The organism is Agromyces sp. NPDC127015, from assembly GCF_042725165.1.
GTDB lineage: Bacteria > Actinomycetota > Actinomycetes > Actinomycetales > Microbacteriaceae > Agromyces > Agromyces chromiiresistens.
This window is the reverse complement of sequence record NZ_JBHXDI010000006.1, coordinates 123,903-138,246: the sequence shown is the minus strand read 5'-3', so window position 1 is coordinate 138,246 and position 14,344 is coordinate 123,903. Positions and strand designations below refer to the sequence as shown.

Below are 14,344 nucleotides of genomic sequence, written 5' to 3'. Positions count from 1 at the left end.
ACCGACGACTCCCTGGGGGCCCGCGCCACTCGTGACGGGGCCATCGAATTCCCGGGGGCCTCGCCTTCAACCGCCTCAGCCCCGGGGCCGAGGCGCCCCCCCCCCGGCCCCGGCTCTCAGCATCGGCCTCGGCTATGCTCCGCCCGAGCCGGCTCGCTCCAGCACGAGCTCGCGAACGCGAGCCGCGTCGGCCTTGCCCTGCATCGCCTTCATGACCGCGCCGATCACGGCGCCGGCGGCCTGAACCTTGCCGTCACGGATCTTCTCGAGCACATCGGGCTGCGACGCCAGCGCCTGGTCGATCGCCGCGATCAGTGCACCGTCGTCGGACACGACGGCGAGCCCTCTCGCGTCGACGATCTCCTGCGGCGAGCCCTCACCGGCGACGACGCCCTCGAGCACCTGCCGCGCAAGGCGGTCGGTGAGGGTGCCCGCGTCGACGAGCGCCGCGAGCTGGGCGACCTGCTCGGGCGTCGCGAGCCCCGAGGCATCCGTCTCGCTCGCGTTCGCGAGCCGGGTGAGCTCGCCCGTCCACCACTTGCGTGCAGCGGCGGGCGTCGCACCCTCCGCGATCGTCGCGGCGACCTCGTTCAGGAGACCGCCGTTCACCACGTCCTGGAACTCGAGGTCGGTGAAGCCCCATTCGCCCTTCAGGCGGCGGCGCCGGGCGGCCGGCGGCTCGGGCAGGGCTGCACGCAGCGACTCGATGAGCTCGGTCGTCGGCACCACGGGCACCAGGTCGGGCTCGGGGAAGTAGCGGTAGTCGTCGGCGTCGGACTTCGGACGGCCGGGGCTCGTGGTGCCCGTGTCCTCATGCCAGTGCCGCGTCTCCTGCGTGATCGTGCCGCCCTTCGCGAGGATCGCGGCCTGGCGCTGGATCTCGTAGCGCACCGCCCGCTCGATCGAGCGGAACGAGTTCACGTTCTTCGTCTCGGTGCGGATGCCGAGCTGCTCGGCACCGCGCGGGCGCAGCGACACGTTCGCGTCGCAACGGAGGTTGCCGCGCTCCATGCGCGCCTCGGAGATGCCGAGCGAGAGCGCCATGTCGCGAATCGTCGAGACGTACGCCCTCGCGAGCTCGGGCGCATCGGCCTCGGCGCCGAAGATCGGCTTCGTGACGATCTCCACGAGCGGCACGCCGGCACGGTTGTAGTCGACGAGCGAGTACTCCGCACCCTGGATGCGGCCCGTCGCACCGCCCACATGCGTGAGCTTGCCCGCGTCCTCCTCCATGTGCGCCCGCTCGATCGGCACCTGGAAGGTGCGCCCGTCGGCGAGCTCCACCTCGACCGATCCCTCGAACGCGATCGGCTCGTCGTACTGGGAGATCTGGTAGTTCTTCGCGAGGTCGGGGTAGAAGTAGTTCTTGCGCGCGAAGCGGCTCGACGCGGCGATCGAGCAGCCGAGCGCGAGGCCGAGCGAGATCGACTTCTCGACGGCGTCGCCGTTCACGACCGGGAGCGACCCCGGCAGGCCGAGGCACACGGGCGAGACGAGCGTGTTGGGCTCGGCACCGTGGTACTTCTCGTTGGCCGGGTTCGGCGCGGGCGAGAACATCTTCGTCTCGGTGTTGAGCTCGACGTGCACCTCGAGGCCGATCACCGGCTCGAAGAGCTCGAGGGCCTTCTCGTAGTCCATCAGTTCGACGCGCGCCATCAGAGTGCGCCCTCCTCGGTCGCGGTGAGCTCGTGGGTCGTGAGGTCGGGCGCCTTCGCGAGGATCGGCCCGCCCCACTCTGCGATCAGCAGCTGCTCGAGCGCACCGCCGACGTTGTAGAGGCGTGCGTCCTCACGCGCGGGCGCGAGGAACTGGATGCCGACGGGCAGCCCGTCTTCGGGCGCGAGGCCCGACGGGACCGAGATGCCGGGCACGCCGGCGAGATTCGCCGGGATCGTCGCGACGTCGTTGAGGTACATCGCGAGCGGGTCGTCGAGCTTCTCGCCGAGCCTGAACGCCGTCGTGGGTGCGGTCGGCGTGGCCAGCACGTCGACCTTCGCGAAGGCGGCGTCGAAGTCGCGCTGCACGAGCGTGCGGACCTTCTGGGCGCTGCCGTAGTACGCGTCGTAGTACCCAGCGGAGAGGGCGTAGGTGCCGAGGATGATGCGGCGCTTCACCTCGGGGCCGAAGCCGGCCTCGCGGGTCGCGGCCATGACCTGCTCGACCGTGCCGCCGCCGTCGGGCGTCACGCGCAGGCCGAAGCGCACCGAGTCGAACTTCGCGAGGTTCGACGAGGCCTCAGCCGGCAGGATCAGGTAGTAGGCCGCGATAGAGTACTCGAAGTTGGGCGCGGAGACCTCGACGATCTCGGCGCCCTGCTGCTCGAGCAGTTCGAGCGACTCGTGGAAGCGCTGGCGGACTCCGGCCTGGAACCCGTCGGAATCGAGCTCCTTCACGACGCCGATACGCAGCCCCTTGACGTCGGCGTTGCGCGCGGCCTCGGCCATCGAGGGCCAGCGCATGTCGATCGAGGTGGAGTCGTGCCGGTCGTGCCCGGCGATGACGTCGTGCAGGAGCGCGGCGTCGAGCACGGTGCGCGTGACGGGGCCGATCTGGTCGAGGCTCGAGGCGAGCGCGATCGAGCCGTAGCGGCTGACGGCGCCGTAGGTCGGCTTCACGCCGACCGTGCCCGTCACGTGCGCGGGCTGGCGGATCGAGCCGCCCGTGTCGCTGCCGAGTGCGAGGGGCGCCTCGAACGCCGCGACCGACGCGGCCGAGCCGCCGCCGGAACCGCCGGGGATGCGCTCGAGGTCCCACGGGTTGTGCGTCGGGCCGTACGCCGAGTGCTCGGTTGACGAGCCCATCGCGAACTCGTCCATGTTGGTCTTGCCGAGCGGGATGAGCCCGGCCTCGCGCACCTTGCGCACGGGGGTCGCGTCGTACGGCGGGATCCAGCCCTCGAGGATCTTGGAACCCGAGGTCGAGGGCATGCCCTCGGTGACGAGCACGTCCTTGATCGCGATCGGCACGCCCGCGAGCTCGCCGAGCGATTCGCCGGCGGCACGCGCACGGTCGACCTCGGCGGCGGCCGCGAGGGCGCGGTCGGCGTCGACGTGGAGGAACGCGTGCACGGCGCCGTCGACGGCGGCGATGCGATCGAGGTGGGCACGCGTCGCCTCGACGGACGAGACGTCGCCCGCGGCGAGGCGGCCGGCCAGGTCGGCGGCGTTCAGCCGGATCAGGTCGTCGGCGTGGCTCACTGCTCCTCCCCCAGGATCGCGGAGACGACGAAGCGGTCGCCGTCGCGCTCGGGGGCGCCGGCGAGCGCCTGCTCGGGGCTGAGCACGTCGTCGGTCACGACGTCGGCGCGGAAGACGTTCTGCATCGGGATCGGGTGGCTGGTCGGCGGCACCTCGGGAGTCGCGACGCGATTCACCTGCTCGACGGCCTGCATGATCTGGCCGAGCTCGGTGGTGAGGTGCGCGATCTCCTCTTCGGTGAGCGCGATGCGAGCGAGGGTCGCGAGATGCGCGACCTGCTCGGCACTGATTTCAGGCATGCTGCTCCGAACGTGTCGTGACGGGGATACCGGCAAGTCTATTCGAGCGGCCCCCGCGTCGCCTGCGGCGCCGTCGATCGGTCGAGGATGCCTCGCCACCCTGCCGATCACCCGTCGAGCGCCGCCGGCCCCTCGCTCACGAGCACGGCGAACTGCGCGGCGTCGAGTACGCGGATGCCGAGTTCTTCGGCCTTCGCGAGCTTCGAGCCCGCACCCGGTCCGGCCGCCACGAAGTCGGTCTTCTTCGAGACGCTCGACGCGGCCTTGCCGCCGGCGGCGATGATCGCCTCCTGGGCGCCCTCGCGCGTGAACCCGTCGAGCGAACCCGTGGCGACGACGATGAGGCCGGCGAGCACGCCGCCGGCCTCGGCGGCGGCGCCGGGGCCCGCGTGCCCCGGCGTCGACCACTGCACGCCCGCGGCCGTCCAGCGGTCGACGATCTCGACGTGCCAGTCGACGCCGAACCAGTCGATGAGCGAGTCGGCGATGATGCCGCCGACCCCCTCGACCTCGGCGAGCTGTTCGCGGCTCGCCGCGCGGATGGCCTCGAGCGAGCCGAACCAGTCGGCGAGGGCGCGGGCGGCGACCGGGCCGACGTGACGGATGTTGAGCGACACGATGAGGCGCCACAGCGGTTTGGTCTTCGCCTTCTCGAGTTCGGCGAGGAGCTTCGTGGCCGCCTCCGACGGCCCGAGCTCGCGGAAGTCCTTCTTCACGCCCGCGGCCCGGCGCTCGGCGGCGGTGAGCTGCTCGGTGCCCGGCGGGTAGGTGATGCGCACCTTCTGGAACGGGGCGCGCTTCACCGGCTCGCCCGTCGCCTCGTCGACCTTGGGCTCGCCGGTCTCGGCATCGCGCACGACGACCTCGATCGGCACCAGTTCTTCGATGGTGAGCTCGAAGAGACCCGCCTCGGTCGGCAGCGGCGGGTCGGCCGGGAACGACGGCTGCGTGAGCGCCGCGGCGGTCACCTCGCCGAGCGCCTCGATGTCGAGGCCGCCACGGGAACCGATGTGCTCGATGCGGCCGCGCACCTGCGCCGGACACGACCGCGCGTTGGGGCAGCGCAGGTCGATGTCGCCCTCTTTCATGGCGCGCAGCGGCGTACCGCACTCAGGACACAGCTCGGGCATGTGCCATTCGACCTGCGTGCCGTCGCGGAGCTGCTCGACCGCACCCAGGATCTCGGGGATGACGTCGCCCGCCTTGCGCAGCACGACCGTGTCACCGATCATGACGCCCTTCGCCCGCACCACCTGCTGGTTGTGGAGCGTCGCCTGCCGCACCGTCGAACCGGCGACCTTCACCGGCTGCATCACCGCGTAGGGCGTGGCGCGACCGGTACGGCCGACGCCCACGACGATGTCGAGGAGCTTGGTGTGCACCTCTTCGGGCGGGTACTTGTACGCGATCGCCCAGCGGGGCGCACGACTCGTGGCGCCGAGCTCGTCGTGCAGGTCGAGCTCGTCGACCTTGACGACGATGCCGTCGATCTCGTGCTCCACCGAGTGCCGGTGCTCGCCGCGTTCGGCGATGTAATCGGCGACCTCGTCGACCGTGTCGAACACGCGGGAGTGCGGTGAGACCGGCAGGCCCCAGCCGGCGAGCAGGCCGTAGATCTCGGACTGGTTGCGGACGTCGGGGTGCGCCCAGGCGCCGATGCCGTGCAGGTAGAGCTCGAGCCGGCCCAGTCGTTCGCGCATGAGCTCGAGTTCGAGACCCGTCTTCTTCTCGCGGCGCTGGCGCAGGCTGCCCGCGGCCGTGTTGCGGGCGTTCGCGAACTCGGGGTACTTGGTCGGGATCTGGTCGGCCGGCCGGCCCTTCGCGAGCTGATCGGCCTCGTAGGCGGACTGCAGCTCGTGCTGGCGCTCGTTGAGGGCCTCGAAGTCGGTCGTGCGCAGGAAGACCTCCCCGCGCACCTCGAAGAAGCCGGGATACCCCTCGCCGGTGAGCCGCCGCGGGATCGCCGGGATGAAGTCGACGTTCTCGGTGATGTCTTCGCCGACCCGGCCGTCGCCGCGCGTCGTCGCGGTCTCGAGCACGCCGTCGCGGTAGGCGAGGCTGATCGCGAGCCCGTCGATCTTCAACTCCGACAGCCAGCGCACCGGCCGCCCGGCCGCAGCGGCCGTCTTCGCCGCCCAGTCGCGGAACTCGTCGATCGAGAAGACGTTGTCGAGGCTCAGCATGCGCTCGGCGTGCTCGTGCTCGGGGAACCCGGCGGAGACGACCGCGGCGCCGACCTGCTGGGTCGGGCTGTCTTGGCCGGAGAGCTCGGGGAACGCGCGCTCGAGCGCCTCGAGTCGGTGGAAGTCGGCGTCGTACTCGGCGTCGGACAGCGGCGAATCGCCGTCGCCGTAGTAGGCGAGCCGGGCGCTCTCGATGCGCGCGGTGAGCGCGTCGGCCTCGGCGCGGGCCGTCTCGAAGTCGGTCGGAAGGTCGTTCTCGGCGGGAGTCTCGCTCACAGGCCAATCCTAGGGAGGCCGTCCGACAGTGGGGGTCCGATCGACGAGCCCGCGGGGCGCCGACTCCTGCGCTCGGCACCCGAGGAGATGGCGGGTGCCGGATGGATCGACCGGGATGCCGCTGCGCGTCGAGCCCGAACGAATCGACGCGACGGTGGTACCGGACGCCGATGACACCGCCGAGGATCGCACCGCCCGGGCTCACGACGACCGCCACGAGGCCGGCGACGGCGACGGCGACGGCGACGATCGACAGTGCGTCGTCGGCACCGGGAGCCGCGGGAAGGCGTCGAAGGAGCCGAGCACGGAGGCGCTCCTGCCGGCCACCACGCTCACCACCGCACCCACGATCGCGGCGAGGAGGGCCCACGCCCGGACCGCGAGTCCCTGCACGACGCCGCTGAAGCGGGCCATGCGACCGGCGACCCCGAGGGCGAGGGCGAGGCGCACCCGCCGTCGATCTCGACGGCAGCAACGCGGAGCGCCCGGCGGTGCGGCCCGGCGGCGAGCCTATGCCTCGACCGGCACCGCGCTCACGGTTCGGTCGATCGTGAACTGGCCGAGCACTCGCGTGCCGACGTAGAGCACCGCGGTCTGGCCCGGGGCGACGCCGCCGAGCGGCTCGGCGGGGCGGACGACGAGTTCGGCGGAGCCGGGAGCATCCTGATCGATGCGGGCGACGGCCGGCACCGGGTCGGCGTGCGCGCGGATCTGCACCTCGCAGTCGAACGCCTCGCCGGGCGAGGCGATGATTCCCGACGCGACGGGATCGAGCCCGGCCCACGAATATCGCGCTCCCGCGATCTCGGCGACGGCGAGCGCCTCTTTCGGGCCGACGACGACGGTGTTCTCCTTCGGTCGCACCTCGAGCACGAAGCGCGGCTTGCCGTCGGGCGCGGGCGTGCCGAGGCGCAGGCCCCTGCGCTGCCCGACCGTGTACGCATGCGCCCCATCGTGCGATCCGACGACGGAGCCCGATCGGTCGACGATGTCGCCTTCGGCGACGCCGACCTTGTCGGCGAGCCAGCCCTTCGTGTCGCCGTCGGGGATGAAGCAGATGTCGTACGAGTCGGGCTTCTGCGCGACGCTGAGCCCGCGCCGGGCCGCCTCGGCACGTACGAGCTGCTTCGACGCCGTGTCGCCGAGCGGGAAGTACGCGTGCGCGAGCTGCTCGGCCGTGAGCACGCCGAGCACGTACGACTGATCCTTCGCCTCGGCGTTCGCCCGGTGCAGCTCGAGCGCACCCGAGTCGCCCGTGACGACCTTCGCGTAGTGTCCGGTGGCGACGGCGTCGAACCCGAGGGCGAGCGCCTTCTCGAGGAGGGCCGCGAACTTGATGCGCTCGTTGCAGCGCATGCACGGATTCGGCGTGCGGCCGGCCGAGTACTCGGCGATGAAGTCGTCGACGACGTCGGCCTTGAACCGCTCGGAGAAGTCCCACACGTAGTACGGGATGCCGAGCACGTTCGCCGCGCGCTGCGCGTCCATCGAGTCTTCGATGGTGCAGCACCCGCGGCTGCCGGTGCGCAGGGTGCCCGGCATGCGGCTCAGCGCGAGATGCACGCCGACGACCTCGTGGCCGGCTTCGACGGCGCGCGCGGCCGCGACGGCGCTGTCGACGCCGCCTGACATCGCTGCAAGGACCTTCACCCCTCCAGTGTAGGCAGGGCAGTCTGAAGAGGCGGTGGGCGGCTCCTCGATGCGCGGCGCGCCCGACGCGATCACCGATCGACGGTCAGCGGTCGAACGAGGTCGCCCGGCCGGCGAGCCCGGCCTTCGCCGCCTGGGCGTGCGCAGCGGGCAGTGCGGCGAGGAAGGCATCGACGTCGGCCTCGGTCGACGCGTGCCCGAGCGTGATCCGCAGCGCACCGCGCGCGTCGGACTCGGACCGACCCATCGCCATGAGCACGTGGGACGGCTCGGGCACACCCGCCTGGCAGGCGGAGCCGGTCGAGACGGCCACCCCGGCCGCATCGAGCAGGAAGAGCAGGGAGTCGCCTTCGCAACCGGGGAAGGAGAAGTGCACGTTTCCCGGCAGCCGGGCGGATGCCCCGGGCCCGGCATCGCCCGACAGTCGCGCAGTCGGCACCGCCTCGACCACGCCGGCGATGAGACGGTCGCGGAGCCCGGCCATGCGGGTCGCATCGTCGTCGAGGCGCGCCGCGACGATCTCGGCCGCCGCCGCGAAGGCCGCCGCCGCCGCCACATCCTGGGTGCCGGACCGCACCTTGCGCTGCTGCCCGCCACCGTGGATGAGCGGCTCGACCGCTGCGGAGCGGTCGAGCACGAGTGCGCCGATGCCCGCCGGCCCGCCGATCTTGTGCGCCGAGACGCTGAGCGCGACGAGCCCGGCGCCACGCGGTGCCTCCGTCGCGCGGCGCAGCGCGCGCACGTCGATCGGCACCTGGCCGTAGGCGGCGATGGCATCCACGTGCAGGGGCACCCCGGCGCGGGCGGCGAGTCGGGCGACCTCCTCGACCGGCTGGATCGTGCCGACCTCGTTGTTGGCCCAGAGCGTGGTGACGAGCGCGACCGTTTCGGCATCGGCGAGTTCCGCCGCGAGCACGTCGAGCCGCACCCGCCCGACCTCGTCGAGCGGGATCTCGACGATCTCGGCGCCCTCGTGCTCGGCGAGCCAGTCGACCGTGTCGATCGTGGCGTGGTGCTCTCCGGCCGGAACCAGGATGCGAGAGCGGTCGGCACCGCCCGCGCCGCGCCGCTGCCACCACAGTCCCTTGATCGCGAGATTGACCGCCTCGGTGCCGTTGCCGGTGAACACGATCTCGATGCCGTCGACGCCGAGCGTCGCGGCGATCCGCTCGCGCGACTCCTCCAGCAGGCGCTTCGCCTGCTGGCCCGCGCTGTGGATCGACGAGGGGTTGCCGACCACGGCGAGCGCGGCGGTCATCGCCTCGATCGCCTCGGGCAGCATCGGCGTGGTCGCCGCGTGGTCGAGGTAGACCATTCGCCCGCCCTTCGTGGTCGTCCGATCCGAGATGGATGCCTCGGCGCGCCGCCTGCATGCGCTTCCAGCGGTCGCTCCCGCAAGAACTACTGTAGATCGCATGCCCGCGCCCGATCCCCTCGATGAGCTCGGCGTCCGCGCCGACGCCGACGGCGGGCGCATCCGGGTGTGGTCGGAGCACGCGACGAGCGTCGACCTCGTCGTGTTCGATCCCGACGACCTCGACTGGGCGGCCGAACGCATGCCGCTCGCCCGCGATGCCGACGGCGTCTGGACGGGGGCCTCCCCGTCGCTGGTGCCCGGCGCGCACTACGGGCTGCGGGTCGACGGTCCCGCCGGGTTCGATCATGCGTTCAACCCCGTGCACACGCTGCTCGATCCGTACGCGCGCGGCCTCGCCCGTGCCGACGACGGCTCGTGGCGCGGCGTCGTGCTCGGCGGACTCGCCGACGCGGGCTTCGATTGGGGCGGCGTCGGCAAGCCCGCGGTGCCGCTCGACCGCACGGTCGTTTACGAGACGCACGTACGCGGGTTCTCGAAGCTCAACCACGCGATCCCCGAGCCGCTCCGCGGCACCTATGCCGGGCTCGCCCACGACGCCTCGCTCGAATACCTGACGGGCCTCGGGGTGACGACGGTCGAGTTGCTGCCGGTGCAGGCGTTCGTCCCCGAGCAGCGGCTCGTGCGCCAGGGCAAGCCGAACTACTGGGGCTACAACACCCTCGCGTTCTTCGCCGCCCACGCGCCGTACGCGAGCGCCGCAGCGCAGGCCGCAGGCGCGCACGCCGTGCGCCGCGAGTTCGCCGGCATGGTCCGTCGCCTGCACGAAGCGGGCCTCGAGGTCGTGCTCGACGTCGTATACAACCACACGGCCGAGGAGGGGCGCGAAGGGCCGACCTACAGCTTCCGCGGCATCGACAACGCGAACTACTACCGACACGACGCGCACGGCCGGTACGTCGACACGACCGGCTGCGGCAACACGGTCGACTTCGGGCACGACGCCGCGGTGCGGCTCGTGCTCGACTCGATGCGCTACTTCAGCGGCGAACTGCAGGTCGACGGGTTCCGCCTCGACCTCGCGGCGACGCTCGGTCGCGATGCCAACGGCGAGTTCACCCCCGACCACCCGTTGCTGCGCGGCATGCTCGACGACCCGGTGATCGGCGCCTCGAAGCTCATCGCCGAGCCGTGGGACGTCGGTCCGGGCGGATGGCGCACGGGCGGATTCCCGACGGGCTTCAGCGAGTGGAACGACCGCTACCGCGACCGCATGCGCGACTTCTGGCTCGGCGACCTGCGCCGCGAGCGCGAATCGGGTTCGGCGGGCAGCGGCATCGGCCGCTTCGCGACCCGGCTCGCGGGGTCGTCGAACACGTTCTCGCCCGAGCGCGGCCCGCTCGCGAGCCTCAACTTCGTCACCGCGCACGACGGGTTCACGCTCGCCGACCTGACCGCGTTCGACGTCAAGCACAACCTCGGCAACGGCGAGCAGAACCGCGACGGCACCGATCACAACAACTCGTACAACCACGGGGTCGAGGGTGAGGCGGCCGACCCCGTCGTCCGGGCGGCACGGCGGCGAAGCATCCGCAACCTGCTCGGCACCCTGCTGCTGTCGGCCGGGGTTCCGATGCTGACCGCGGGCGACGAGTTCGGACGAAGCCAGCGCGGCAACAACAACGCGTACTGCCACGACTCGCCGCTCACCTGGCTCGCGTGGGATCCGGCCGAGCGCCCCCGGTATGCACCGGCGCTCCTCGCCACCGCGAGGCACCTGCTGCGCCTGCGCGCCGAGAACCCGGCCCTCCGGCCGATCCGCTTCGGCCGCGACGGCGAGACGACGCCGAGCGCCTCGGAGATGTACTGGTTCAACGCCGACGGCGAGACCATGGGCATCGACGACTGGAACTCGCCGGTCGAACGCACCCTGCAGTTCGTCGCGGCGTCGACGCCCGAGACCGAGGCGTTCAACCGGATCCTGCTCGTCGTGCACGCCCGCGAGACGGAGGCCGACGTGGTGCTGCCGGCCGTCGACGGCGTCACCGGCTACCTGCCGCTGTGGGACTCCGCCGAGGAGACGCCCGAGACCGATTCCTCGGGCGGGGGCGAACTCGCCCCCGGTGCGCGCCTGCGCATCACCGGCCCGTCGATGCGCCTGTTCCGCGCCGAGGGCGGTGGGCGGTGACCAAGAAGGCGGATGCCTCGTCGGCGGGTACGCCCGCGACGCTCGCCCTCGCTCGGGCCGGCGTCGCGTTCACCCCGCTCGCCTATGAGCACGACCCGCGCGCCGCCGCGTACGGCCTCGAGGCCGCTGAGAAGCTCGGAATCGACCCGGACCGCGTGTTCAAGACCCTGCTGGCCGACGTCGACGGCGCGCTCGCGGTCGGCATCGTGCCCGTCGCCATGCAGCTCGACCTCAAGGCGCTCGCGGCCGTGCTCGGCGGCAAGCGCGCCGAGATGGCCGACCCCAGGGTCGCCGAGCGGAAGACCGGGTACGTCGTCGGGGGCATCAGCCCCATCGGCCAGAAGACTCCGCTGCCGACGGTGCTCGACGAGTCGGCGATCATCTGCGAGACGATCTGCGTCTCGGGCGGCCGGCGCGGTCTCGACCTCGAGCTCTCCCCCGACGACCTCCTCGCCGTCACCGGCGGCCGCTACGCGCCGATCGCCCGCGCCCGCTGACGCGACCCGGCGTCGAGTCCGCCGCCGGTCGCGGTCATCGCCCGGTCGTCAGGATGCGATCGCGACGAGTCCGAGCTCCGCCGGGTTCGTCATGAGCGGATGCGACGGCACGACCCGGACCGAGTAGCCGAACGCTCCGGCACGATCGAGCGTGACGGTGCACTCGTACCCGCCTCCGGCCGCGGGGACGAGCGCGGTGCGGCGCGGGTCGCCGATCGAGTCGTCCGCGAGGCTTCGGCCCGAGACGAGTTCGACGGCGACGTCGTCCGTGCCCAGGCCCCCGAGCTCGACCTCGGCGCGCACGTGCAGCTCGTCGCCGACCGCGGGCTGGTCGAGCCCGCCCGATTCGACGTGCAGCACCTTCACCCCGGGCCACGCGGCACGCACCCTCGCGGCCCAGGCCGCGAACTCGCGCGCACCCCTGGCATCGTCGGCGCGCATGCGCTCGAAGGACTCGCCGGCATGCCGATAGAGCCGCTCGACGTACTCGCGCACCATGCGATCGGCACCGAGCTCGGGCACGAGGCGGGTCATCGTCGTGCGAAGCATCTGCAGCCACTCGGCCGGCACCCGATCAGCGTCGCGTTCGAAGTAGCCGGCCCGCCCGTCCGCTTCGACGGGCCGGTCGTAGAACGCCGGCACGATGCGGTGCTCGAGGAGGTCGTAGAGCGCCCCCGCCTCGCGGGCATCGCGCTCGGCCGCGTCGCCGGCCGCATCCGACGAGGGGATGACCCAGCCGAAGTCGTCACCCGCGTACTCCGCCCACCATCCATCGAGGATCGAGAGATTGAGCGCGGCGTTCATCGCCGCCTTCATGCCCGAGGTGCCGCAGGCCTCAAGGGGACGCAACGGGTTGTTGAGCCAGACATCGCAGCCCGGGTACAGCCGCTCGGCCATCGCCATGTCGTAGTCCGGCAGGAAGACGAATCGCTCGCGCACGTCGGGCTGCGCCGCGAACTGGACGAGGCGCTGGATGAGGCGCTTGCCCTCGTCGTCGGCGGGGTGCGACTTGCCGGCGACCACGAACTGCACGGGGCGGTCGGGATCGGTGAGGATCGCCCTCAGGCGTTCCGGATCCTGCAGCATCAGCGTCAGGCGCTTGTACGTCGGAACGCGACGGGCGAAGCCGATCGTGAGCACCTCGGGGTCGAGTGCGTTCGAGATCCACTCGGGAGCGGGCGCACCCGCGTGCTGCTCGCCGAAGCTCGCCTCGAGCCGCCGCCGGGCATCCGCGACGAGTCGGGCGCGCATCTCCCGCTTGACGGCCCAGAGATCGGCGTCGGCGACCGCAGGGCTCAGCCAGTCGGCGTGCTCGCTGTCGTCGGTGCCGAGTTCGCGCTCGGCGAGCGCGGTGAGCGACGGATCGGTCCATGTCGGCGCGTGGACCCCGTTCGTGATCGAGGTGATCGGCACCTCGTCGGCGTCGAAACCCGGCCAGAGGTCGCCGAACATGCGACGGCTGACCTGCCCGTGCAGCTCGGAGACACCGTTGGCGTGGCCGGCGAGCCGGAGCCCCATGACGGCCATGTTGAATGCGCTCGCCGCAGGGTCGGCGCCGGGCTCGACGCCGAGCGAGAGCGCTGCGTCGGGATCGACCCCGGGCAGCAGTTCCGCGGTGACGTAGCGCTCGACGAGCGCGCGGTCGAAGCGATCGATGCCGGCCGGCACGGGGGTGTGGGTCGTGAAGACCGTGCCCGAGCGAACGAGCTGGAGCGCCTCGTCGAAGGCGAGTCCCTCGCCGATGTAGGCCGAGATCCGCTCGAGGCCGAGGAAGCCGGCGTGCCCCTCGTTCATGTGGAAGACCTCGGGCGCCGGGGCGCCGACGAGCTCCGCCCAGGCGCGCAACGCCCGCACCCCGCCGATGCCGAGCAGCAGTTCCTGCAGCAGCCGGTGCTCACTGCCGCCGCCGTAGAGCCGGTCGGTGATCGCGCGATGCTCGTCGCTGTTCGCCGGGACGTCGGTGTCGAGCAGCAGCAGCTCGACGCGGCCGACGGCCGCTCGCCAGACGCGGGCGCTCAGCGTGCCGCCGTCCGGCAGCGCGAGCGAGACCTGGACCGCGCTGCCGTCGGAGCGGCGCAGCACCGTGAGCGGCAGGCCGTCCGGGTCCTGCACGGGATAGCGCTCCTGCTGCCATCCGTCGGAGGAGATCGACTGCGCGAAGTATCCGGCCTTGTAGAAGAGGCCGACCGCCACGATCGGCACGCCGAGGTCGGACGCCGCCTTGAGGTGGTCGCCGGCGAGGATGCCGAGTCCGCCCGAGTACTGCGGCAGGGCCGCAGTGATGCCGTACTCGGGCGAGAAGTACGCAACGAGTCCGGGGCGCTCGCCCTCGAGGCCCTGGTACCAACGCGGCTCTTCCAGATACCGGCGCAGTCCCTCGCGTTCGCGCTCGGCCCATGCGACGTAGTCGTCGTCGGCGGCGAGCGCGTCGAGCCGTGCCGGATCCACCTCGCCGAGGAAGGTGACCGGATCACGTTCGGACCGCGACCACGCGTCGGGGTCGATGTGCTCGAAGAGGCGGCGCGTCGGTTCGTGCCATGCCCAGCGCAGGTTGGCCGCGAGCTCCTCGAGCGCGCCGAGGCGGACAGGGACGACGGCTCGGACGGTGAACTTCCGGATCGACTTCACGGCTCCACCCTAGGTCGCGCTCGTGTCGGGCGTGTGAACCGTGCGCAACGCGGGCGTGGTCCTCCTCGACCCGCGAGGAACGATTCGGGCCGCGCGCGGGCCGACGCGCTA

The 14,344-nt window shown here is 72.0% G+C and carries 10 protein-coding genes; 2 read left to right on the top strand and 8 right to left on the bottom strand.

The window, feature by feature from the left end:
* Positions 1-132: 132 nt before the first annotated feature.
* From gatB to ACFWGP_RS18000, 7 genes are all read right to left on the bottom strand, one after another.
* On the bottom strand, positions 133-1,656 hold the full coding sequence (gene gatB / locus ACFWGP_RS18030; RefSeq protein ID WP_231430796.1) for an Asp-tRNA(Asn)/Glu-tRNA(Gln) amidotransferase subunit GatB: 1,524 nt from the start codon (positions 1,654-1,656) through the stop codon (positions 133-135).
* On the bottom strand, positions 1,656-3,197 hold the full coding sequence (gene gatA, locus ACFWGP_RS18025; RefSeq protein WP_231430795.1) for an Asp-tRNA(Asn)/Glu-tRNA(Gln) amidotransferase subunit GatA: 1,542 nt from the start codon (positions 3,195-3,197) through the stop codon (positions 1,656-1,658). The genes gatB and gatA overlap by 1 nt, the downstream gene beginning before the upstream one ends.
* Positions 3,194-3,496 (bottom strand): Asp-tRNA(Asn)/Glu-tRNA(Gln) amidotransferase subunit GatC, encoded by a 303-nt coding sequence (gene gatC, locus ACFWGP_RS18020; RefSeq protein ID WP_231430794.1) that lies wholly within the window; start codon positions 3,494-3,496, stop codon positions 3,194-3,196. Before gatC ends, gatA begins: the two co-directional genes overlap by 4 nt.
* Before the next feature lie 107 nt (positions 3,497-3,603).
* A complete protein-coding gene (gene ligA / locus ACFWGP_RS18015) occupies positions 3,604-5,955 on the bottom strand; it encodes an NAD-dependent DNA ligase LigA (RefSeq protein ID WP_376931506.1) in 2,352 nt (783 codons plus the stop codon).
* Positions 5,956-6,156: 201 nt separating this feature from the next.
* Positions 6,157-6,405, bottom strand: coding sequence for a hypothetical protein (locus ACFWGP_RS18010; protein WP_376931505.1), 249 nt, complete (start codon positions 6,403-6,405; stop codon positions 6,157-6,159).
* Positions 6,406-6,465: 60 nt separating this feature from the next.
* A complete protein-coding gene (mnmA, locus tag ACFWGP_RS18005; RefSeq protein WP_231430792.1) occupies positions 6,466-7,605 on the bottom strand; it encodes a tRNA 2-thiouridine(34) synthase MnmA in 1,140 nt (379 codons plus the stop codon).
* Between the two features lie 85 nt (positions 7,606-7,690).
* Positions 7,691-8,920, bottom strand: a complete 1,230-nt coding sequence (locus tag ACFWGP_RS18000) for a cysteine desulfurase family protein (RefSeq protein WP_275506867.1) — start codon at positions 8,918-8,920, stop codon at positions 7,691-7,693.
* A gap of 100 nt (positions 8,921-9,020) precedes the next feature.
* Between ACFWGP_RS18000 and glgX the strand changes: the two genes are divergently transcribed.
* Together glgX and ybaK are read left to right on the top strand one after the other, a co-directional pair.
* Complete coding sequence (gene glgX, locus ACFWGP_RS17995) at positions 9,021-11,108, top strand: glycogen debranching protein GlgX (RefSeq protein WP_275506866.1); 2,088 nt, start codon at positions 9,021-9,023, stop codon at positions 11,106-11,108.
* Positions 11,105-11,605 (top strand): Cys-tRNA(Pro) deacylase, encoded by a 501-nt coding sequence (ybaK, locus tag ACFWGP_RS17990; protein WP_275506865.1) that lies wholly within the window; start codon positions 11,105-11,107, stop codon positions 11,603-11,605. Before glgX ends, ybaK begins: the two co-directional genes overlap by 4 nt.
* A 48-nt stretch (positions 11,606-11,653) precedes the next feature.
* Here the strand turns inward: ybaK and glgP are convergent, their stop codons facing one another.
* Positions 11,654-14,233: an alpha-glucan family phosphorylase gene (glgP, locus tag ACFWGP_RS17985; RefSeq protein ID WP_275506864.1), complete on the bottom strand. Its 2,580-nt coding sequence runs from the start codon at positions 14,231-14,233 to the stop codon at positions 11,654-11,656.
* Between the last annotated feature and the right edge of the window lie 111 nt (positions 14,234-14,344).

Excerpts from the sequence above, each read along its gene's own strand:
- gatC (WP_231430794.1), bottom strand. The coding sequence starts at position 3,496 with ATGCCTGAAATCAGTGCCGAGCAGGTCGCGCATCTCGCGACCCTCGCT.
- glgX (WP_275506866.1), top strand. The coding sequence starts at position 9,021 with ATGCCCGCGCCCGATCCCCTCGATGAGCTCGGCGTCCGCGCCGACGCC.
- ACFWGP_RS18000 (WP_275506867.1), bottom strand. The coding sequence starts at position 8,920 with ATGGTCTACCTCGACCACGCGGCGACCACGCCGATGCTGCCCGAGGCG.
- gatB (WP_231430796.1), bottom strand. The coding sequence starts at position 1,656 with ATGGCGCGCGTCGAACTGATGGACTACGAGAAGGCCCTCGAGCTCTTC.